This window comes from Mesobaculum littorinae (assembly GCF_004011175.1).
In the GTDB taxonomy this organism is placed as follows: domain Bacteria; phylum Pseudomonadota; class Alphaproteobacteria; order Rhodobacterales; family Rhodobacteraceae; genus Tranquillimonas; species Tranquillimonas littorinae.
In genome coordinates this window covers 436,111-455,964 of record NZ_RQXX01000003.1, presented here as the reverse complement: position 1 = coordinate 455,964, position 19,854 = coordinate 436,111, and the positions used below count along the sequence as shown (strand labels likewise).

Here is a 19,854-nt window from a genome sequence, read left to right as displayed (position 1 = left end):
CGGGGGCAAAACGTCTGCAGGCAGGCGCATGAAGGCGCAGCCGGCAGCGACGCGGGTTCGGACGGGGCGCTTGGCACGCCCCGCCCGCAACGCTCAGCGGCGGATGCCGAGGCGCTTGATCAGGTCCTGATAGCGCGACTCTTCGCGGGCCCTCAGGTAATCCAGAAGCTTGCGGCGCTGGGCCACCAGTTTCAGAAGGCCACGACGCGAGTGGTTGTCCTTCTTGTGGGTCTTGAAGTGCTCGGTCAGCGTGGCGATGCGGCTGGTCAGGATCGCGACCTGAACTTCCGGAGAGCCGGTGTCGCCCTCCTTGGTCGCGAATTCCTTCATCACGCGGGTCTTTTCTTCGGCAGTGATCGACATCGGGGTCTCCTTTCGGATTTTGGGGTCATGGCGCAGGCCGGGATGTCGTCCAGCTCAGGCCCGTGGAGCCACGGCAGCCCGCAGGCCACCGAGAATGCGCGCGTATAGAGGAGAATCGCCCGCGTGGGAAGGCCCCCGCGGCAGAAGCCCGCGCCCCCGGACCGGCGTGTCAGCCCAGCCGCCCCCTGAAGGGGTCCTGAGGCCCCATGTCGGGCGGGATGCCGGCCGCTTTCCCTGTACCCGGGGCGACCACCCGGGCACTCGCCGGACAGGGGCAAATGGGACGTCGACGTCCGGGTGACGGCTGGGCCCGGACTGGTGATGCCAACGCCACCCCGCGGCGCGGCGTCACCAGACCTGCGGTTGCGCCGTGTAGGGGATGTAAAGCGGGTGCTTGGGGTGGCCCGCCTGGGTCAGCCCGAGGTGATGCAGCCTCGCGCCGGTCGCGCGCATCAGGCGTTCGACCTCCGCGCCGCGGTTCAGGTGGGCGCCGTGGGTGCCCCAGGCGCAGACGATGGTGTCGGCCCAGGCGCAGCCCCCGGTGATCGCGGCGTCGTTTTCCGGGCCCACCGGATCGGACGCGGCGCGCATCTTCCTGGGGTCGGTGTCGCGCCAGGCAAAGATGTTGCACACCCGGAAGCTGCCGAATCCCAGCGTGCGCGCGCGACGTTCGCACCGCTCGACCGTGGGGTCGTTCTGCAGCTCTGTCGCGGTCGAGGGGTTGAGCATCACGAAGAATGCCCTGCGGCCCGAAGGCTCCCACACCCGCGTCAGCGAATAGCGGTAGTTCTCGCAGTCGGAATAGACGGCCTCGGACGCCGCGTCGCCCTTCTGGTGGGTTCTGGTGATCATGTCCCGGTCCGTCGTGGCCTAGCCATTGATCCGCAGGATGTGTCCAGCGAGGTAGAGCGAGCCGCAGATCAGGATGCGGGCGCCGGGATGGGTGGCCGCAATGTCGCACAGCGCGGTGTCGACATCCGGCGCGACGGTCGCCTCGATCCCGGCGGCGCGGGCCGCGGCCGCGGTGTCGGCGGCGTCGAGCGTCGCGTCCTGGTCGGGGATCGTCACGGCCGTGAGGCTGCGCGCGACCCGGGCCAGCGGCCGCAGGTAGCCGCCCACGTCCTTGGTGTTGAGCATGCCGCAGACCAGGTGCAGCGGTCGGTCGTCCATCGCCGCCAGCGTTTCGGCCAGCGCCTCGCCCGCGGCGGGGTTGTGGCCGCCGTCCAGCCACAGCTCGGCCCCCGGAACCAGCCCCACCAGCCGCCCGCCGCGCAGCCGCTGCATCCGCGCGGGCCATTCCGCGCGGGTCACGGCGGCCTCGCAGGCATGCTCATCGGCGCCGAGGTGGCGCAGCGCGGCCAGCGCCGCGCCGGCATTGTCGATCTGGTGCGGCCCCGGCAGGACCGGGGGCGGCAGGTCCAGAAGGCCGGTTTCGTCCTGGTAGATCAGCCGGTCGCGGTCGCGCGCGGCATGCCACTGCTGACCGCGCGCCAGAAGCGGGGCGCCCAGACGTTCGGCCCGCGCCTCGATCACCTCCATCGCGGCGTCGTCCTGCGGGCCCACCACGACCGGCACGCCGCGCTTCAGGATCCCGGCCTTTTCCCCCGCGATCTGGCCCAGCGTGTCGCCCAGGTATTGCTGATGATCCAGCGAGATCGGGGTGAGGATCGTCAGCGCCGGCGTTTCGACCACGTTGGTCGCATCCAGCCGTCCGCCCAGACCGACCTCGAGCAGGGTGTAATCCGCCGCGTGCCGCGAAAACGCGAGGATCGCGGCGCAGGTGGTGATCTCGAAATAGGTGATCTGCGCGCCGTCGTTGGCCGCGTAGCATTCGTCCAGCACGGCGGTCAGCGTTTCCTCGGGGATCAGCTCGCCCGCCAGGCGGATGCGTTCGTGGAACCGGGCGAGGTGCGGCGAGGTGTAGACATGCACCGTCTTGCCCTGCGCCTCGAGCCCCGCGCGGATCATCGCCAGGGTCGAGCCCTTGCCGTTGGTGCCCGCGACATGGATCACCGGCGGCAGGTTGCGTTCGGGGTGGCCCAGCGCGGCCAGCAGCCGCCACATCCGGTCGAGCGTCAGGTCGATGATCTTGGGATGCAGCGCCATCATCCGCGACAGGATGGCATCCGACGCCGAGGCGGAGCCCCCGGCCCCGTCCGATCGGGCGTCGCTGCCGGCGCCGGGGGTTGTGTCAGCCGTCATGTCCGGGGCCCTCGCGGTGCAGCGGGCGCGGTCACGCCTTGGGGGCGTGGCCGAGCGTCTTTTCAGCCAGTTCGGCGGGGCTTTCCTGCGCCTCGGGCCCGTCGGCGGGGGGCGGCAGTTCGCCCTGCACGGCAGGCGGCAGGCCCATCAGCAGCCGGATGATGCGGATCAGGTCGCCGCGCATCTGGCGCCGGTCGGTGACGCGGTCCAGCATGCCGTGATCGATCAGGTACTCGGCGCGCTGGAACCCCTCGGGCAGCTTTTCGCGGATCGTCTGTTCGATTACCCGCGGCCCTGCAAAGCAGATCAGCGCCCCCGGCTCGGCGATCTGCACGTCGCCCAGCATGGCATAGGACGCGGTGACACCGCCCGTGGTCGGATGGGTCAGCACGACGATATAGGGCAGCCCGGCCTCGCGCAGCATCTCGACCGCGACGGTGGCGCGGGGCATCTGCATCAGGCTCAGGATGCCCTCCTGCATCCGCGCCCCGCCCGCGGCGGCGAAGATGATGAAGGGGCATTTCTTGGCGATCGCCCGCTCGGCCCCGGCAAGAAAGGCGTTGCCAACGCCCATCCCCATCGACCCCAGGATGAAGCGCGAATCCTGGCAGGCGGCGACCACCGGGGTGCGGCCCAGTTCGCCCTCGGCCACCAGCATCGCCTCTTTCTCGCCCGTCGCCTTCTGCGCGGCGCGGATCCGGTCGGGATAGCGTTTCTGATCGCGGAACTGCAGCGGATCGGCCACCGGCTGCGGCACCTCGATCTCGACGAAGGTGCCGTTGTCGAAGAAGGCGTCGAACCGCTTGCGCGGGTCGATCTGCATGTGGTGCCCACAGTTCGAGCAGACGTTCAGGTTCTCGGCCAGATCGCGATGAAACAGCATGGTGCCGCATTCGTCGCACTTGGTCCAAAGATTGTCCGGCACCTCGCGCCGCGCGAAGAGCGAATTGATCTTCGGACGCACGTAGTTCGAGATCCAGTTCATCGCCGCAGTCTCCTCTTCGAGGCGTCCTCCGAAGCCGTCACCGGCCCGTCGCGGTCAGATAGAGCCCGCGCGCCGTGAATGCAATCGTGTCAGCCGCCACCGAAGCACGGCCCAGATCAGCGTGATCAGCACCGCGTCGCCCAGCATCAGCCAGCGCAGCGGGCCTTCGTCGTCCAGCGCGTAGGGCGTCAGCCACAACGACAGCCCGGTGATCGACCCTTGCGTCGTCAGCACCAGAAGCGCCACGGCGTTATTGGCGAAATGCATGCCCCAGCTGGCCCCCAGCCCGCCCGAGACCCGCACGAGGTCCGCCGCGAGAAGGCCGAAAAGCGCGGCCGATGCCACGACCGCCAGCGTGTTCGCCCCGGCCGAAACCGGGTCGTAATGCAGCGCGCCGAACAGCAGCGCGGGCACCAGAAGCCAGATCGCCGGGCTGCGGAACCGTGCCGCCAGTTGCTGGCCCAGGTAGCCGCGGAACAGGATCTCTTCCGCGCCGGTCTGGATCAGCAGGCCCAGCGCCGACAGCGGCAGCAGAGCCACCCATGTCGCGGGCGCGAGGTTCGGCCGCGCGTCGAAGACCAGCGCCCAGAGCGCGAGCGCGGGAAGGTAGACGGCGATCACCGTGCCCGCGCCCAGCACGAAGTCGCGCAGCAGCCGCCGGGCGGGCCCGAACAGCGTGCCGGGCCTGCGCCCCTGCAACAGCCGCGCCGCGATCATCGGCCCCAGCGCCATGCCCGCGAAGGTGGCCATCAGGATCAGGGTCGAAACCGGAAGCTCGGGCACGGCGACAGCCTCGGCCACTCCCCAGAAATCACGGTCGGGCCAGACGGCGGCGGAGACGAACAGCGTCACCGCGATCCAGGCCACGTAGACGCCAAGGCACAGCACGAGGCCAAGCAGCAGCCGCCAGATCGCCGGATGGCGCTGCGCCGGACGCACGTAGAGGTCGAAGACCACCGTGCGCAGCGGACCCGAGGGGCCTGCGGGCATCGCCGGCGGGGCGTCGCCCTGGGGCGGCCGGTCCGGGGGGGATCCTGCGGGCATGAGACGTCTTTCCATCGGCGGCGGGTGATCCACGCATAGCCGCCGGGGTCCCCGCGCGCAATGCACCCGCCCTCGGGCACAGGTGCCGCCCCACTTGTGAACGGCCCTCCGGTCGCCTATGCCGAGTCACGCCAGAGGATGGAGGACGCCCCGATGCTCAAGCGCAAGACCGACAAATCCCGCTTGCCCAGCCGCCACGTGACCGAAGGACCCGCCCGGGCGCCGCACCGGTCGTATTACTATGCCATGGGCATGTCGGAAGAAGAGATCGGGCAGCCGCTGATCGGCGTCGCCACCTGCTGGAACGAAGCCGCGCCCTGCAACATCTCGCTCAGCCGCCAGGCGCAGGCGGTGAAACTGGGGGTGAAGGCCGCCGGCGGCACGCCGCGCGAATTCACCACGATCACCGTGACCGACGGCATCGCCATGGGACACGAAGGCATGCGCTCGTCGCTGGCCTCGCGCGAAGCCATCGCCGACACGGTCGAGCTGACGATGCGCGGGCATTGCTACGACGCGATCGTGGGGCTTGCGGGCTGCGACAAGTCACTGCCGGGTATGATGATGGCGATGGTGCGGCTGAACACGCCGTCCGTGTTCATCTACGGTGGTTCGATTCTGCCGGGCAAGGTGCCGTCGGGCGCCGACGTGCCGGAAGACTTCGCCACCCGCGACCTGACCGTGCAGGACATGTTCGAAGCCGTGGGCCGGCACCAGAACGGCACCCTGTCGGATGCCGCGCTTGCCGTGCTGGAACGCGTCGCCTGTCCCTCGGCCGGGGCCTGCGGCGGCCAGTTCACCGCCAACACCATGGCCTGCGTGAGCGAGGCGATCGGGCTGGCGCTGTTCAACTCCTCCGGCGCGCCCGCACCCTATGAAAGCCGCGACCAGTATGGCGAGGCGTCGGGCCAGGCGGTGCTGAACCTGATCGAGAAGAACATCCGCGCCCGCGACGTCGTCACCCGCAAGAGCCTCGAGAACGCGGCGCGGGTCGTGGCCTGCACCGGCGGGTCGACCAACGCGGGCCTGCACCTGCCCGCCATCGCGCACGAGGCGGGGATCGAGTTCTACCTTGAGGACGTCTGCGAGATCTTCCGCGACACGCCCTATTTCGTCGACCTCAAGCCCGGCGGCCAGTTCGTGGCCAAGGACCTTTACGACGCGGGCGGCCTGCCCGTGGTGATGAAGGAGCTGCGCAAGGCCGGCCTGATCCACGAGGATTGCATGACGGCCAGCGGCCGCAGCATCGGCGAGGAACTGGACCGCACCACGCGCGAAGCCGATGGCCGGGTGATCCACCAGGTGTCGAACCCGATCACCAAGACCGGCGGCGTCGTGGGCCTGAAGGGCAACGTGGCGCCCGAGGGCGCGATCGTGAAGGTCGCCGGCATGTCGGCCGAGGAACAGGTCTTCTCGGGCCCCGCGCGGGTATTCGAATGCGAGGAAGACGCGTTCGAGGCGGTCAAGGCACGCTCCTACAAGGAAGGCGAGGTGCTGGTCATCCGCAACGAGGGCCCCGCCGGCGGCCCCGGCATGCGCGAGATGCTGGCCACCACCGCCGCCCTGTCGGGTCAGGGCATGGGCAAGAAGGTCGCGCTGATCACCGACGGTCGCTTCTCCGGCGCGACCCGCGGCTTCTGCGTGGGGCATGTCGGCCCCGAGGCGGCGCAGGGCGGCCCCATCGCGCTGCTGAAGGACGGCGACGTCATCACCATCGACGCGGTGAAGGGCGAAATCTCGGTCGACCTGCCGGACGAGGAGATGGACCGCCGCCGGGCCGAATGGACGGGGTCGAAACCCACGAACTACCAAAGCGGCGCGCTGTGGAAATATGCCCAGCTGGTCGGCCCGACCTACAAGGGTGCCGTGACGCATCCGGGCGCGGCGCAGGAAACCCACGTCTACATGGACCTCTGAGAGGGAGACCGGGGCGGATGGCCGAGCCGAAGACAGACCGCGCGTCTGACACGGTCCGCCCCGCACCGGGGGCCCGCAGCGGGCCGCGCGTCGCGTTCGACCGGTTCCTTGAGCGCCGGTCGCTCAGGCGCTGGCGGGGTCTGGCCGAAGCCGCCGCCGCGCTGGACCTAGGCGCATTGCGGCACCTGCGACAGCAGGCCCTTGCGCTGCGGCGCCGGGTGGATCGGGTGATCTACGTCGCCGACAGCCGGCTGACGCTGCCGATGGTGGGGTCGAACGCGATGCGCCGCCCGCCGGGTGCCGACTGGGCCTATCGCCCCGACCTCTGGCGCGGGCCCTTGCTGGTCCGCGGGGCGGCGGACGTGCCCACGGGCACCGCGCTGGATGGCGAAGCGACGCTGTTTCACGATTGCCCGCTGTCGGAGATCACGGTCCGGCAGGTGCGCAACACCTCGGAAAGCGACCTTGCGCCCTATGGCCTGCGGCTGGACGTGTTCGGATTCCGCGGCTCGTTCCTCAGCCTCGCGCTGACCCTGCCCGAGGCCGCCGCAAAGGGCCTGCGGCGGCGGCACATCGTGCAGCTTTCGGCCTTTGTCGACGCGGAAACGCCGCTGACGATCCTGGCCCGGCTGAACATCAAGCACGGGCCCAACAGCGACCAGATGGTCCAGCGCCTGCCGCCGGGCGACCGCGAGAGGGTGGCCGAGTTCGACCTTGCCTACCTGCAGCTGAACGAACGCCGGATCGAGCGGATCTGGGTCGACCTGATCTTCGAAGATCCCGGGATGATGGGCGTCGTGCTGCGTGACGTGACGCTCAACCGGCGCCCCCGGGCCGAGATGTAAGCCGAAAGGGCCATGGCATGACCGAGCTTCTGGTGACCAAGACCCGCCTGATCGCGGGCGTCTGGGAGGGGCGGTTGCAGCGCCTGGGCGCCGCGGCCGATGCCCCCGCGCCCGAGCTGTCCGTCACCTACCGCGACCAGGTGCTGCGCGACGTGGACCTGCGCCCTCATCCCGACACGCCCGAGATCTGGGCCCTGCGCGCCCCGATCCCCGCCGAGGCGCTGAGCGACGGGGTCCAGACCTTCATGATCGTCGACCGCCAGACGGGCGAGCGCGTGGCCGATTTCGCCGTCGCCGCGGGCGAGGCGCTGGCCGGCGACCTGCGGGCCGAACTGGACCTCTTGCGGTCCGAACTCGACCTTCTGAAGCGCGCGTTCCGGCGACACTGTCGCGACACCGCCTGACGAGGGCGCGGGGCGGGGCTACGGGATGGGGTCGCGACGCATGCGTTTCGCTGCCCGGCACGATCCGGGTAAAACCGCTATATTGTCGGTCGCTCTCCACAAACTCGCCCGAATTGACGGCCATATCCGTTCCTGCAAGGCGAGGACGGATATCGAGCTATGGACAGACTGACCGAAATGGAGGCCTTTGCCACGGTCGTGGACCAGGGCGGCTTTACCGACGCGGCCAAGAAGATGGGCATTTCGAAATCCGCCGTGTCCAAGCATGTCAGTTCGCTTGAGGCCCGGCTGGGTGCCCGGCTTCTGAACCGCACGACCAGGCGCGTCAGTCCGACCGAGATCGGGCTGGCCTATTACGACCGCGCCCGGCGGGTGCTGAACGATGCCGGCGAGGCGGACAGCCTTGTCACCTCGATGCAGTCCGCGCCCTCGGGCCTGTTGCGGATCAGCGTCGCCACCGATTTCGGCGTGAACCACCTGTCGCCCGTGCTGGGCGATTTCCTGCAGGAATTTCCCGACATCACCGTCAACATGGTCCTCGACAACCGCTATGTCGAGCTGATCTCCGAAGGCTTCGACATGGCGGTGCGGATCGGCGAGCTCGAGGATTCGTCGCTGCGGGCGCGCAAGCTGACCGAGACGACGAAGCGGATGATCGGCGCGCCGTCGTATTTCCAGAAATACGGCCGCCCGATGAAGATCGACGACCTGAACGACCACAAGCTGCTGCATTATTCCAGCCATTCCAACGGCGCGGTGTGGAAGCTGACCGCGCCCTCGGGCGAAAAGCGGCAGGTGCGCACCGCGGGCTGGCTGTCGGTGAACGACGGGCAATCGCTGCTGAACGCCGCGATCTCGGGCCTTGGCATCGCCTACCTGCCCAGCTTTCTCTGTGCAGAGGCGCTGGAAAAGGGTCTCGTCGAAGAGGCGATCCCCGACCTGCCTGTCGAAACGCATGGCATCTACGCGGTCTATCCTCCGGGCCGGTTCACCCAGCCCAAGGTCCGCGCCTTCATCGATTTCCTGGTCTACACCTTTGCCGAGAAAGGTCCCGACCGCTGGTAACCACTTCCCTCGGGTGCGCACCGCGTTCCTGTTGTGCCCAACTCGGGCGGGCTGCGGCCCGCCCGTTTTTTATTGCCGGGCCAACGGGCCAATCGGATACGTCATGATAGTCAGGGGAGCCGGGCGACAGCCCCGCGTGACGGGCCTTGTTCGGGGCCCGCAGCCGTCCAACGGCGTCCGACCTACTGCGTGCGGACCGCTTCCCTACTGCGTGCGGACCGCTTCGACCCGGCGGTTGGCCAACCGCCCGGCATCGCTGTCATTCGCGGTGCGCGGGGCCAGATAGCCTACGCCACGGGCGTCCAGCCGGGACGCCTCGATCCCGTAGGACGACACGAGCCGGTCGCGCACCGAAGCGGCACGGCGTTTCGACAGCGCGATATTCGTGTCCAGCGCCCCTTCGTCGTCGGTATGTCCGACCAGCGCCACGCGGCGCGACGGCTCGGCCTTCAACCAGTCCGCCAGCGCGGAAAGCGATGCGTAGTCGCCCGGGCCCAGCGCGTAGGAGCCCGTGGAAAACGCCAGATCATCCAGCGGAACCCGGCCCTGCGCCTCGATCAGGGCAGCAATATCGGACATCTTTGCCGTATCACGCTTAACCCCGGACACCAGATCGCCGGGGGACATGGTCGAGGCGACCAGGCTGCCGGGTTCCGAGGCCGCGGCTTCGTCCAGCCGGGTGATCTGGATATAGCCTGCGCCGGGCGACCGGCTGACGAACAGGCTGACCAGATCCTCGGCATCCTCCGTGCCCCGTCGCGCGGCAAGATAGCGGTAGTCGCCGAGGTCGACATGCATGTCGGGTTCGGGCAGCACCTTGGTGCCATAGCGGAAATCGAAGCCGCCGCAGGCCGTATCCTCGCATTCGAAGACGACTTCGTATCCCTGATCCTGCAGGGCCCGGCGCATCGGAGCCAGTAGATCCAGCGTGCTGGCGGGGGCTGTGTCGGTGCGCCAGGCCTGTTGGTCCAGTCGACCCTCGGCGGTCACCGTGTCGATGCCCGCGCGGCTCCAGCCGCCCACCGGCATCGCATAACTGTCGAGCCCGGATTCCGTTTGCCCCGTCACCGTCGCCCCGGGCGGCATCAGCTGCGCGGGCGTCCAAGCCGCAGCGGCACCCCCGCCCAGACAGGCGGACATGGCGCAAAGGGCGGCAATGAAAGGTCGTCCGGTGGAAACCATCGGTTTGCTCGCGTTGAAATCCTGCCTCAACGTCCCGTTCGCCGGAATCGTTCGATCTTGGCGGCAAATACCTGATCCGAATCGGATATGTGTTGCCACTATGCCAAAGTATCGCCCACCGAGGCGTTAAGCGGATGCGGTTTTTTCCACCCTGCGCCGGACCGGCGGGATCAGGCCGATCGCCTCGGCCCGGGCCTCAGGCGCCCGCGATCCGACCGTTCTGCACCGCGGGGGCCTTGCGATAATGGTAGCCCGCGACGGGCGCCATCCCCAGCGCGGTATAAAGCGCGACCGCCGGGGCATTCTGCGTCCGCACGGCCAACCCGACCGTCTGGGCGCCCTGCGCCTCGGCCCAGCGCCCTGCCTCGATCAGCATGTGCCTAGCGGTGCCCTGACGGCGCGAGGCCTGCCGTACCTCGACCGCGTGGATCATCGCCAGGTCGCCATGCAGCGCGACAAAGGCCGCGCCCGCCGGCGTGTCGCCGCTACGGCCGAAGATCGCGGCCTTGGGCCATGGCGCCCGCTCCATCACCGCGACGCGCGCGGCATCGACACCGCCCTCGCCCCAGATATCGAGCATGATGGCCAGCGGCTCCCATATCGTGAAGGCGGCGGCGCGCGGCAGGCTGAGCAACGACAGCGCCCCCACCGGGGCTGCGAAGAAAGTCACCGGATCGAACAGGGCATAGCCCGAGGCATCGAGGATCTCGTCCAGCATCTCTTCGCCCGGACGGATGGCGAAAAGCGGCCGCTGGCCCCGCATCTGCATCGCCTCGACCGCCGCGTGGATGTCGCGTTCGCTGACCGGGCCCTCGGCCGTCGCGGCCGAGACGCGGCTGCCGCCGCCCTGCCCGTCGCGCAGGGTCCAGGGTCCAAGGCGTTCACGCGCGGCGGGCGGCCACGTAGCCTCCATCGCGGCATAGATCGTCTCGGGCGTGGGCTGCATCAGGCGGGCCCCGCGAACAGATCCGACAGCGTGGTCAGGGCCGTGTTGATCCGGCCTGCGTCGGTGCCGCGGATCACCACGTTCACCCCGAAAGCGCCGTTCTGCACGTAGGGGTAAGAGCCCATCTGAAGGTCGGGATACTGCGCTGCCAGGTCCGACAGCGGCCCGGCAATGTCGCCTTCGCCGCGTTCGATCCGCAGCGACTGGCTGAGCAGCGGCGCCCCGCCCGTGATCCGCGGCAGGACCGAGGCCACCATCGCCTGGAATACCGACGGCACCCCCGCCATGACATGCACGTTCTCCAGCGTGAAACCGGGCGCGACCGACACCGGGTTGTCGATCAGCGTCGCCCCCTCGGGGATCCGGGCCATGCGCAGGCGGGCCGCGTTCAGCTCTTTCCCCTGGCCGTCGTAATGCGCCTGCAAAAGCGCGCGCGCGTCGTCGCGCACGTCGATGCTGCGCCCCAGCGCCTGCGCGATGCAATCCGCGGTGATGTCGTCATGCGTGGGGCCGATCCCGCCCGAGGTGAAGACGTGATCATAGGTGTCGTGCAGGTCGCGCACGGCGGCGACGATCGCGTCGGCGCGGTCGGCCACGATGCGCACCTCGGCCAGATCGACGCCATGCTTGGTCAGTTCGCCGGCGAGGAAGTGCATGTTGGAATCGCGGGTGCGGCCCGAAAGGATCTCGTCTCCGACGACCAGCATCGCGGCGGTGGGGTTGGTCATGCCGTCTGTCCTTGGCCTGTGAGGCCGCGCGCCCGCGCGCACGGCGACGTTGTGGCGGCAGCTATACGCCGTCGGGCCGCGGGTGTCCAAGGGGCGGCAATGCGCCCCGCCCGGCGTCGGCCCGACCCTCTGGCGATCCGGGGTCAACTGCCCTATCTTGGGGACCATTCAAGGAGTTTTTTTCGTGGACGACGTGACAAGCGGCCGCCTGACCAAGGACGGCATTCGCATTTACGAAGCCGGCGATTTCGCTGGGATGCACGCCGCCGGCGCGCTGGCGGCGCGGCTTCTCGACGACATCGCGGCGCACGTGGTGCCGGGTCAGACGACGGGTGAGCTTGACCGGCTGATCACCCAGTGGGTGGACGAGGCCGGCGCGACCTCGGCCACGATCGGCTACAAGGGGTATCAGCACGCAAGCTGCATTTCCGTCAACCACGTGGTCTGCCACGGCATTCCGGGGGGCAAGAGCCTCAAGGACGGCGACATCCTCAACATCGACATCACCGTCATCGTCGATGGCTGGTTCGGCGACAGCAGCCGGATGTATGTCGCGGGCAAGCTGGGGCGCAAGGCCGAGCGGTTGATCGAGGTGACGCACGAGTCGCTGATGAAGGGGATCGAGGCGGTGAAGCCCGGCAACACCTTCGGCGACATCGGCCACGCCATCCAGTCCTATGTCGAGGGCCAGCGCATGAGCGTGGTGCGCGATTTCTGCGGCCATGGGCTGGGCCGGGTGTTCCACGCCCCGCCGAACGTGCTGCATTACGGCCGCCCCGGCACCGGCCCGGTGCTGGAAGAGGGCATGTTCTTCACGATCGAGCCGATGGTGAACCTGGGACGTCCCGAAACCAAGGTGCTGGCCGACGACTGGACCGCCGTCACCCGCGACAAGTCCCTGTCGGCGCAGTTCGAGCATTCGGTCGGCGTCACGGCGGACGGGGTCGAGATCTTTACCCTGTCGCCCGGTGGCCTGTTCCACCCCACGTACTGAACCCCCGCGAAAGCGGCGGCGCTTGGGGCCAAGGGCAAGTGCGGCAAGGGTCGCCACGCCCTCACCACGCTGTCCCATTCGCCGGAACCGGTCGTCGGGTGCGCGGGCTTGGCGCGGGTCAGTGCGCGAAGATGTCGACCTCTGGCCAGCCTTCCAAGTCCAGCCGCGCCCGCGTGGGCAGGAAGTCAAAGCACGCCTGCGCCAGATCGCCGCGCCCCTCACGCTCGAGCCGCGCCTCGAGCGCCGTTTTCAGCCGGTGCAGGTGCAGCACGTCCGAGGCGGCGTAATCCAGCTGTGCCGGCGTCAGGTCGGGCGCGCCCCAGTCGCTCATCTGCTGGTGTTTCGAGATGTCGGTTTCGACCAGTTCCTGCAGCAGGTTCTTCAGGCCGTGCCGGTCGGTATAGGTGCGCACCAGTTTCGAGGCGATCTTGGTGCACCAAACCGGTGCGGCCAGCGTGCCGAAGGTGTTGTACATCGCGGCAATGTCGAACCGGCCGAAATGAAAAAGCTTGAGCACCGCGGGATCGGCCAGCATCCGCTGCAGGTTCGGGGCCGAGGTATGGCCGCGCGCGACCTGCACCATGTGCGCATGCCCGTCGCCGCCCGACATCTGGATCAGGCACAGCCGGTCGCGGTGGGGGTTGAGACCCATCGTCTCGCAGTCGATGGCAACCACCGGCCCCAGGTCCAGATCGTCCGGCAGATCGCCCTTGTAGAGATGCTTCGTCATGGTCCCGCCTTTCGCCCGTCTCGCGCTGTCGCCTGTCTCGCGGGTGTCCAGCCACCCGGTGCCATGCCCGGAGTTAACCGCTTGCCCGCGCCCCTGCAACGCGCCACGTCAGGGCGTGGGTGAAGCGGGGTCCGGGACGCGTGACAGGCGTCGCGGGGGACAGGGTCAGGCGGCTTTCCGATCCTCGTCCGTGGGGGCGGGAGTGTCGGACGCGGCAAGCCGGGCGGTGGCCTTCCTGGAACCGCTGCGCGCCAGGATCACGTCGAAGGTCGTGCCTTCGTTCACGGCGCTGCTCAGGGTGATGTCGCCGCCATGGTGTTCGGCGATGAAACGGGCGATCGACAGCCCCAGCCCGGTGCCGCCATGGCGCCGCGTAGCCGACCCGTCGACCTGCCGGAAGCGTTCGAATATCGCCTCGGCGTCGGCCTCGGGGATGCCGCAGCCGGTATCCGACACCTGAATGCGAACCATGTCGCCCTCGGCCCAGGCCGAAAGCGTCACGCTGCCCTCCGAGGTGAATTTCACCGCGTTGCCGACGAGGTTGTAGAGCAGCTGTTTCAGCCGCACCGCGTCGCCGTCGAGTGTGACCTCCTCGGCGTTGCAATGCAGGCCGATCCCCTTGCCGTCGGTGGTGGTGCGGAACTCTTCGCAGACCTCTCCGACCAGTTCGTCCAGCCGCAGCTCACCATATTCGAAGGACATGCGGCCATGTTCGATCTGCGCCCAGTCGAGGATCTCGTTCACCATGGTCAGAAGATGCCGGGCCGAGGACTGGATCTTGCGGTTGTAGGTCTGCGTCGCCTGCACCAGCCTGTCATGCAGGCGCAGGATCTCGGGGTCGGCGTCCGCGCGTTCGCTCACCGCCTTGCGCATCGCGGCATAGTCGGGAAGCACCTCCGGGTTCGACAGGAACGAGGTATAGCCCAGGATGATGGTCAGCGGCGTGCGCAGCTCGTGGCTGACATTGGCGAAGAACTCGCTTTTCGCGCGGTTGGCATCCTCGGCCTCTTCGCGCGCCTGCTTCAGCTCGGTCACGTCGACCCAGACACCGGCGGTGTAGTTGTCGCGGGTTTTCTTTTCGCAGATCTTCAGCCAGCGCCCGTCGGGCAGACGTTCCTCGACTATGCGGTTGCCGGCGCGATGGGCGGCGAACCGTTCGGCGATGAATTCCTCTTCGCGACCCTCGGCCTCGGGGTACTGGCCATGCGCCACGCCGTAGCGCACGATCTCCGAGAAGGTCGTGCCGGGCCGAATGACCTTGGCCGCGCGACTGTAGATCTCGATATACTTGCGGTTGCACATCGCAAGCCGGTCCTCCTCGTCGTAGATGGCGAAGCCGTCATCGAGCGATTCGATCGAATGCAGCAGGGTCTGGCGGGCCTCTTCGCGACCGCGGGCAAGCCTGTGGATCGCCGTGACGATCCCGACGATGCACAGCACGATGGTCAGCACGATGCCCGCGATCCACCCCGCATTCGGCGCGACCAGCGGCCAGCCGCCCGCGGGCGCGATGCCCAGTTGGATATCCCCGTCGGGCAGGTCGATGGTCTGCAAGATCGCGTCGCGTTCGAACACCGCGGGGGCGCCGGCCATCATCCGTTCGGGCTGTCCCGCGGCGTTCATGCGGCGCATCGCGGTGATGTACCCTGGGCCCGCGTCGCGAAACCCGGCATCTGCCAGCAGCACCTTTTCCGGCAGCACCAGGCTGACCACCCCCCAGAACGTGGTGTTCCCCGTCACGGGATCGGGAACATAGACGGGGTGGCGCAGGATGTAGCCGCGCCCCCCCTGCACCAGTGACACCGGCCCAGACAGGACCGGCGTCCGTTTTCGGCGGGATTCGTTCACGCTGACCAGTTGCGAGGGCACGATGCGGTAGTCCATGCCGATGACGTTCCGGTTGCCCTCTTCGGGGTAGACGTAGGTAACCTCGAGGTTGGGGGCCACGGCCAGCTGCATGCCCTCGGCCTCGCCGTTGATGAGGGGGCGCGCGAAGGCCTCGAACTGGTCCTGCGTCAGGTCGGGGGTGACGGAAATCGTGCCCGCCAGGCCGCGGGTGACCAGCTCCATGCGGAAGATTTCCTGCCGCAGGGCCTCGGCCACGCGGTAGGACTGGTCCGACAGCTCGGCCCGCAGCGACGCGGTGTAGCTGCGCAGATAGGCGCGCTGCAGGTAATAGGTCGTCAGGAAACCCAGTATCGAAACAGCGGCGATGGTCGTCAGATAGATCGCGGCGCTTTGCTTGGCGTTCTTGGGTCTGTTCACGATCGGCACCTTTCCCCCGGACCGCGCGCGGCCCGAGACCGTCACCGCATGCGTTCGCGACTTGCACGGAGACTGTCGTAAGGGAATCGGAACCAAATGATGGCAAAACCGGTTCTTTTGGCCGGTCATACAAAGATGACGTTGCGGCGCCTTTCAGAGCGGGGCGGCGGGCTCCAGCCTCGGGCCATTCCGCCCCTGCCCCACGCGCAGCGGAACGGGGTCGGCCAGGCGGCCACCGAACCCGCCCGCGGGGGCGGCATTCTCGAACGCCAGAAGCATCGCGGTGCCCTCACGGTCGTGCTGGATCCGCCCGGCATAAAGGCGTTCTGAGCAGATCAGCTCGGCCGTCGAGATATCGAACGGCGCCTCGGGGTCGGGCGCGTGGACCGACCAGATGCCACCCGTCTGCCCTGCGCGATGGCCCGCCAGCTTGGCCGCGTCGCAGGAAAAGATCAGGAACCTCTGCCCCTCGACGACGACGATCTGCAACACCTCGAGATGGCCGAACCCAGCGCCCGGCTGGCTGAGCGGGGGGCCCGCGGTCCAGCTTTGCAGGTCGGAGGAGCTTGCCTGCCCCACGATACCGCGGTCGCTGTCGTCGGCGCCCCCGTCGCGGGACCGCGCCGTGATCAGCATCCGCCATAGCCCGGCCGCGTCGTCCCGCCAGACCCAGGGATCGCGCCACGCCTCTTCGGGCCAGGAGGAATGGCCCAGGGTTTCGTACCAGCGGGGATCAGCGGTCAGCACCGGGCCGGGGTGTTTCTTCCACGTGGAAAGATCGGGCGAGGTCGCGCGCCCGATGGTTTCGATGTTTTCCGTGGTTGCCGGATCGGTGAAGACCGACCCGGTGTAAAGCATGTGCCACAGCCCGTCCTGCGCCTGCACCACGCTGCCGGTCCACGTTGCCGAGGCATCGAAGCTGCCGGGCGCGCCCGCGTCGAAGATGCGTCCGTGATCCGTCCAGGCCGTCAGATCCTGCGAGGTCGCGTGCCCGATCCGGGCGTTGCGGTGACGCAGGTCGGGGTCGCCCAGCGCGTGCGGGGCATGAAGATAGAACAGGTGGAACCGGTCGCCGTCATCGGCCAGCCAGATGTCCCACGTCCAGTGATCGGGCAAGGAAAAGCTCATGCCCCCATGGTGGGGGCGCAGACGCCGGGGTCAAGAGAGCGCCGTGCCGAAAAGCGGCGTCATGCCGGGTGGCGGTGGTCAGACGGTGTTAGACAGACAGCGGCGGACAGACGGCGATGGCCGCAGGCCGATGGCGGGACGGGTGCGATGCAGGGGCGGGGCGAACAGGGCGTCGGCCGGGACGCGGGCCGGCGGGGCGCACCCTGGTGCCCCGGCGTGTCAGGCAAGCAGCGCGTCGCGCGACAATTCGAAACCCGACGCGATCCAGCGGGCCTCCAGCTCGGACAGGCGGCGGCCCAGCGCCGGGCCCTGTAGCCCGGGCATCAGGTCGCGGGGTTTCACGGGAAACTCCGCAGCCGCCCCGTTGGCGATATCCTCCTCCAGCGTCGCGGAGATCGGCGCGCCAAAGCTCGCCGCGCGCAAAAGCTCGATGTCCCGCGCGGCCTCGGCGCCATGGCGATAGGCCAGTTCGGCCGTGCCGGCTTCGTCCCCGATGCCCGCGCGCAGAAGGGTCAGGCGGCGCTCTTCCTTCCGGCTGAGCCGCAGGTAGTCGGCCGCTTCGACCCCGCCCAGCACCGCAAGGCGGCGCAGCGGGTCCGCCATGACCCCGATATCCCCCTCGAGATGGACGAGAGGACCCAGCGCGCGATCCTCGGCGCCGGGAAGGATGCGCGGCAGGATCCCCGCGGCCGCCATTGATGCGACGGCGGGGCCCGGGTCGGGCGCGGCCAGCAGCTTTTTCATCTCGGCGCCGACACGTTCGCGCGACAGCCGGTCCACCCCCTCGCCCAGCTCGGCGGCGGCGGCATAGCCTTCGGCGTTCAGCCCGCGATGCGGATCGCCGAACCACGCGTGGAACCGGAAGAACCGCAGGATGCGCAGGTAATCCTCGGCGATGCGGTCGTGCGGATCGCCGATGAAGCGGACGTGCCGCTCGGCGATATCCGCGATCCCGCCCATCGGATCGCGGACGTGGCCCGCGCTGTCGGCATAAAGCGCGTTCATCGTGAAATCGCGCCGCCGCGCGTCATCCTCGATGCTGGTGGCATAGACAACGGTCGCATGGCGCCCGTCGGTGGCCACGTCGCGGCGCAGGGTCGTGACCTCGTGCGGGATGCCATGAGCGATAACGGTGACGGTGCCATGGTCGAGTCCGGTCGGCACGGCGCGAAACCCCGCCGCCTGCGCCAGCCCCGTCACCCGGTCGGGAGGCGCGTCGGTCGTGATGTCGATATCGCCGATCTCGCGCTGCATCAGCGCGTCGCGCACGCAGCCGCCCACCAGCCAGGCCTGGTGCCCGCCCCTTTCGAGCATCCGCATCACGCCGCGGGTGCCCGGTCGGGTAAGCCAGTCGCCAGAAACCTGTGTAGACACCTGCGTCATTGAGACAGCCGCCCGGCCAGGCCGCGCAGGATCCGCGCCGTCGCCCCCCAGATGTAGTAGGGCCCGAAGGGCGCGACGTAGTAGCGGCGCATCGTGCCGCGCCAGATCCGCTCTTCGACCCGAAAGCGGGCCGGATCGGCGGCATGGGTCCAGGGAACCGAGAAGATCTCGGCCACCTCGCCCGGCTCGGGGCGCAGCGGTACGGCCCGGGGCAACCAGGCCAGGATCGGGGTGACGGTGAATCCGGTCACCGTCTCGTGCGCGGGCAGCGCGCCCAGGAGCTCGGCCGCGCCGTCGGGCAGGCCGATCTCTTCCCGCGCCTCGCGCAGCGCAGCGCCTTCGGGGCCCCCGTCCAAGGCTTCGATCTTGCCCCCAGGGCAGGCGATCTGGCCGGGATGGTGACGCAGGGCCGACGACCGCTTGGTCAGCACCAGCCGGGCGCCGGCCTGCGCATCGGCCTGAAACAGAACCAGCACGGCCGCATCCCTAAGAATGCGGCCGTGGGTCAGTTCGACATGCGGGTTCAGGTCGAAATCCGACGATGCGGCGCTGTCCTTCCGCTGTGCGGCGATCAGCGCCTGCCGGATCTCACTGCTGTCCATCGGGGCCATGCTCGGCCTCGAACCCCAGTGTCTTGGGATCGAACTCGTAATGCGCGCCGCAGAACTGGCAATCGGCCGTCACGATCCCGTCGTCGGTGGTCATGTGGCCGATGTCCTTGGCCGAGTAGATCGACAGGCTTTGACGCACGCGATCGGCCGAACAGGTGCAGCCGAAGGTCATCGGCTGGCTGTCGAAGACGCGCGGCGTCTCTTCGTGAAACAGCCGGACCAGAAGATCGGTGGGATGCACGGTGGGGCCAACAAGCTCCATCTCGTCCACGGTGTCGAGCAGGATATTGGCGCGGTCCCAATGCTCGGCCTCGTCCCCGTCGAGAATATCCTCGGCCCCGAGAAGCCCGTCTTCGCCCGAGCCGCCATCGGCACTGCCGCCCGCCCCGGGCGACGCCTTGGGCATGTGCTGCAGCATCACGCCGCCGGCGCGCCAGCCGCTGGTGCCGTCGGCCATCTGCGATTCCCCGAAGGCCAGCGCAAAGCGCGTGGGCAGCTGTTCGGACTGGGCGAAATAGGTCTCGGCGCAGGAGGACAGCGACCCGCCGGCGATCGGCGTGATCCCCTGGTAGGGCGTCATCCCCTCGCCCTGGTCGATCAGGATCGCGAAATAGCCCTTGCCAATCAGGTCGAACGGCTTCGCACCGGGATCGAGCTGATCCTCCTTGAACCCGGCATAGGCGCGCAGCCGCGCGGGCTTGCCATCGTCGGTGGGGGCGAAATAGTCGGTCGCGATCAGCGACACCGGCCCATCGCCGCGAATCTGCAGCGACAGCTTCCAGCGCAGCTTGATCGTCTGGCCGATCATCGCGGTCAGCAGCGCGGCCTCGGCGATCAGCGCCTCGACCTGTTTGGGATAGTCATGTTGTTCAAGCACCTGGTCGAGCACCCCGTCCAGCCGCGCGACGCGGCCGCGGATGTCGGACCGGTCGAGCTGGAACGGGAGGATCGTATCGTCCCAGGCAATGCGGGATCCGAGGGTCATGGGCTTTCCTAAGCTATCGGGGATTGGCATACCGCCTCTAGCTATGCACGACAACCGATGCGCCAAGGGGGCGATGC

The 19,854-nt window shown here is 68.6% G+C and carries 19 protein-coding genes; 5 read left to right on the top strand and 14 right to left on the bottom strand.

Going from position 1 to position 19,854, the window contains the following annotated elements; translation table 11 throughout:
* Positions 1-93: 93 nt before the first annotated feature.
* From rpsO to EKE94_RS11340, 5 genes are all read right to left on the bottom strand, one after another.
* On the bottom strand, positions 94-363 hold the full coding sequence (rpsO, locus tag EKE94_RS11360; protein ID WP_127906717.1) for a 30S ribosomal protein S15: 270 nt from the start codon (positions 361-363) through the stop codon (positions 94-96).
* Between the two features lie 348 nt (positions 364-711).
* Positions 712-1,215: a DUF1643 domain-containing protein gene (locus EKE94_RS11355; protein WP_127906716.1), complete on the bottom strand. Its 504-nt coding sequence runs from the start codon at positions 1,213-1,215 to the stop codon at positions 712-714.
* Positions 1,216-1,233: 18 nt separating this feature from the next.
* Complete coding sequence (locus EKE94_RS11350; protein ID WP_235856009.1) at positions 1,234-2,472, bottom strand: bifunctional folylpolyglutamate synthase/dihydrofolate synthase; 1,239 nt, start codon at positions 2,470-2,472, stop codon at positions 1,234-1,236.
* Between the two features lie 124 nt (positions 2,473-2,596).
* Entirely contained in the window at positions 2,597-3,550 is a 954-nt protein-coding gene (accD, locus tag EKE94_RS11345; RefSeq protein WP_127906714.1) for an acetyl-CoA carboxylase, carboxyltransferase subunit beta, read from the bottom strand.
* 54 nt (positions 3,551-3,604) lie between these two features.
* On the bottom strand, positions 3,605-4,594 hold the full coding sequence (locus EKE94_RS11340; protein ID WP_164870897.1) for a CPBP family intramembrane glutamic endopeptidase: 990 nt from the start codon (positions 4,592-4,594) through the stop codon (positions 3,605-3,607).
* Between the two features lie 153 nt (positions 4,595-4,747).
* Between EKE94_RS11340 and ilvD the strand changes: the two genes are divergently transcribed.
* The 4 genes from ilvD to EKE94_RS11320 all read left to right on the top strand — a co-directional run bounded on the left by ilvD (position 4,748) and on the right by EKE94_RS11320 (position 8,825).
* The gene (gene ilvD, locus EKE94_RS11335) at positions 4,748-6,511 is read left to right on the top strand and encodes a dihydroxy-acid dehydratase (RefSeq protein ID WP_127906712.1); all 1,764 of its coding nucleotides are present in this window, start codon (positions 4,748-4,750) and stop codon (positions 6,509-6,511) included.
* Between the two features lie 17 nt (positions 6,512-6,528).
* Positions 6,529-7,356: a DUF6478 family protein gene (locus EKE94_RS11330; protein WP_235855985.1), complete on the top strand. Its 828-nt coding sequence runs from the start codon at positions 6,529-6,531 to the stop codon at positions 7,354-7,356.
* A 17-nt stretch (positions 7,357-7,373) separates the two neighbouring features.
* A complete protein-coding gene (locus EKE94_RS11325) occupies positions 7,374-7,760 on the top strand; it encodes a hypothetical protein (RefSeq protein ID WP_127906711.1) in 387 nt (128 codons plus the stop codon).
* A 159-nt stretch (positions 7,761-7,919) separates the two neighbouring features.
* On the top strand, positions 7,920-8,825 hold the full coding sequence (locus EKE94_RS11320; RefSeq protein WP_127906710.1) for a LysR family transcriptional regulator: 906 nt from the start codon (positions 7,920-7,922) through the stop codon (positions 8,823-8,825).
* Between the two features lie 204 nt (positions 8,826-9,029).
* Here EKE94_RS11320 and EKE94_RS11315 read toward each other — a convergent pair whose 3' ends face one another.
* The 3 genes from EKE94_RS11315 to EKE94_RS11305 all read right to left on the bottom strand — a co-directional run bounded on the left by EKE94_RS11315 (position 9,030) and on the right by EKE94_RS11305 (position 11,681).
* Positions 9,030-9,893 (bottom strand): OmpA family protein, encoded by an 864-nt coding sequence (locus tag EKE94_RS11315; protein WP_164870896.1) that lies wholly within the window; start codon positions 9,891-9,893, stop codon positions 9,030-9,032.
* Between the two features lie 310 nt (positions 9,894-10,203).
* Positions 10,204-10,953: a GNAT family N-acetyltransferase gene (locus EKE94_RS11310; RefSeq protein ID WP_127906708.1), complete on the bottom strand. Its 750-nt coding sequence runs from the start codon at positions 10,951-10,953 to the stop codon at positions 10,204-10,206.
* Complete coding sequence (locus EKE94_RS11305; protein ID WP_127906707.1) at positions 10,953-11,681, bottom strand: competence/damage-inducible protein A; 729 nt, start codon at positions 11,679-11,681, stop codon at positions 10,953-10,955. The genes EKE94_RS11310 and EKE94_RS11305 overlap by 1 nt, the downstream gene beginning before the upstream one ends.
* Before the next feature lie 184 nt (positions 11,682-11,865).
* Between EKE94_RS11305 and map the strand changes: the two genes are divergently transcribed.
* Positions 11,866-12,675 (top strand): type I methionyl aminopeptidase, encoded by an 810-nt coding sequence (gene map / locus EKE94_RS11300; protein ID WP_407940904.1) that lies wholly within the window; start codon positions 11,866-11,868, stop codon positions 12,673-12,675.
* 118 nt (positions 12,676-12,793) lie between these two features.
* Here the strand turns inward: map and EKE94_RS11295 are convergent, their stop codons facing one another.
* The 6 genes from EKE94_RS11295 to hslO form a co-directional block, all read right to left on the bottom strand.
* Positions 12,794-13,405: a ribonuclease D gene (locus EKE94_RS11295; RefSeq protein ID WP_127906706.1), complete on the bottom strand. Its 612-nt coding sequence runs from the start codon at positions 13,403-13,405 to the stop codon at positions 12,794-12,796.
* Positions 13,406-13,570: 165 nt separating this feature from the next.
* Complete coding sequence (locus EKE94_RS11290; RefSeq protein WP_164870895.1) at positions 13,571-15,670, bottom strand: sensor histidine kinase; 2,100 nt, start codon at positions 15,668-15,670, stop codon at positions 13,571-13,573.
* Between the two features lie 153 nt (positions 15,671-15,823).
* Positions 15,824-16,798, bottom strand: coding sequence for a glycoside hydrolase family protein (locus EKE94_RS11285; protein ID WP_127906704.1), 975 nt, complete (start codon positions 16,796-16,798; stop codon positions 15,824-15,826).
* 219 nt (positions 16,799-17,017) lie between these two features.
* Positions 17,018-18,181 carry a CCA tRNA nucleotidyltransferase gene (locus EKE94_RS11280; RefSeq protein WP_127906703.1) on the bottom strand — a complete coding sequence of 388 codons (1,164 nt, stop codon included), beginning with the start codon at positions 18,179-18,181 and terminating at the stop codon, positions 17,018-17,020.
* Positions 18,178-18,783 (bottom strand): NUDIX hydrolase, encoded by a 606-nt coding sequence (locus EKE94_RS11275; RefSeq protein WP_127906702.1) that lies wholly within the window; start codon positions 18,781-18,783, stop codon positions 18,178-18,180. The genes EKE94_RS11280 and EKE94_RS11275 overlap by 4 nt, the downstream gene beginning before the upstream one ends.
* A complete protein-coding gene (gene hslO, locus EKE94_RS11270; RefSeq protein ID WP_127906701.1) occupies positions 18,770-19,777 on the bottom strand; it encodes an Hsp33 family molecular chaperone HslO in 1,008 nt (335 codons plus the stop codon). The genes EKE94_RS11275 and hslO overlap by 14 nt, the downstream gene beginning before the upstream one ends.
* Positions 19,778-19,854 lie beyond the last annotated feature (77 nt).

Bases quoted from the DNA above. Each gene is read 5' to 3' on its own strand.
- rpsO (WP_127906717.1), bottom strand. From the start codon at position 363: ATGTCGATCACTGCCGAAGAAAAGACCCGCGTGATGAAGGAATTCGCG.
- EKE94_RS11355 (WP_127906716.1), bottom strand. From the start codon at position 1,215: ATGATCACCAGAACCCACCAGAAGGGCGACGCGGCGTCCGAGGCCGTC.
- EKE94_RS11350 (WP_235856009.1), bottom strand. From the start codon at position 2,472: ATGATGGCGCTGCATCCCAAGATCATCGACCTGACGCTCGACCGGATG.
- accD (WP_127906714.1), bottom strand. From the start codon at position 3,550: ATGAACTGGATCTCGAACTACGTGCGTCCGAAGATCAATTCGCTCTTC.
- EKE94_RS11340 (WP_164870897.1), bottom strand. From the start codon at position 4,594: ATGCCCGCAGGATCCCCCCCGGACCGGCCGCCCCAGGGCGACGCCCCG.
- ilvD (WP_127906712.1), top strand. From the start codon at position 4,748: ATGCTCAAGCGCAAGACCGACAAATCCCGCTTGCCCAGCCGCCACGTG.
- EKE94_RS11330 (WP_235855985.1), top strand. From the start codon at position 6,529: ATGGCCGAGCCGAAGACAGACCGCGCGTCTGACACGGTCCGCCCCGCA.
- EKE94_RS11325 (WP_127906711.1), top strand. From the start codon at position 7,374: ATGACCGAGCTTCTGGTGACCAAGACCCGCCTGATCGCGGGCGTCTGG.
- EKE94_RS11320 (WP_127906710.1), top strand. From the start codon at position 7,920: ATGGACAGACTGACCGAAATGGAGGCCTTTGCCACGGTCGTGGACCAG.
- EKE94_RS11310 (WP_127906708.1), bottom strand. From the start codon at position 10,953: ATGCAGCCCACGCCCGAGACGATCTATGCCGCGATGGAGGCTACGTGG.
- EKE94_RS11305 (WP_127906707.1), bottom strand. From the start codon at position 11,681: ATGACCAACCCCACCGCCGCGATGCTGGTCGTCGGAGACGAGATCCTT.
- EKE94_RS11295 (WP_127906706.1), bottom strand. From the start codon at position 13,405: ATGACGAAGCATCTCTACAAGGGCGATCTGCCGGACGATCTGGACCTG.
- EKE94_RS11285 (WP_127906704.1), bottom strand. From the start codon at position 16,798: ATGAGCTTTTCCTTGCCCGATCACTGGACGTGGGACATCTGGCTGGCC.
- EKE94_RS11280 (WP_127906703.1), bottom strand. From the start codon at position 18,181: ATGACGCAGGTGTCTACACAGGTTTCTGGCGACTGGCTTACCCGACCG.
- EKE94_RS11275 (WP_127906702.1), bottom strand. From the start codon at position 18,783: ATGGACAGCAGTGAGATCCGGCAGGCGCTGATCGCCGCACAGCGGAAG.
- hslO (WP_127906701.1), bottom strand. From the start codon at position 19,777: ATGACCCTCGGATCCCGCATTGCCTGGGACGATACGATCCTCCCGTTC.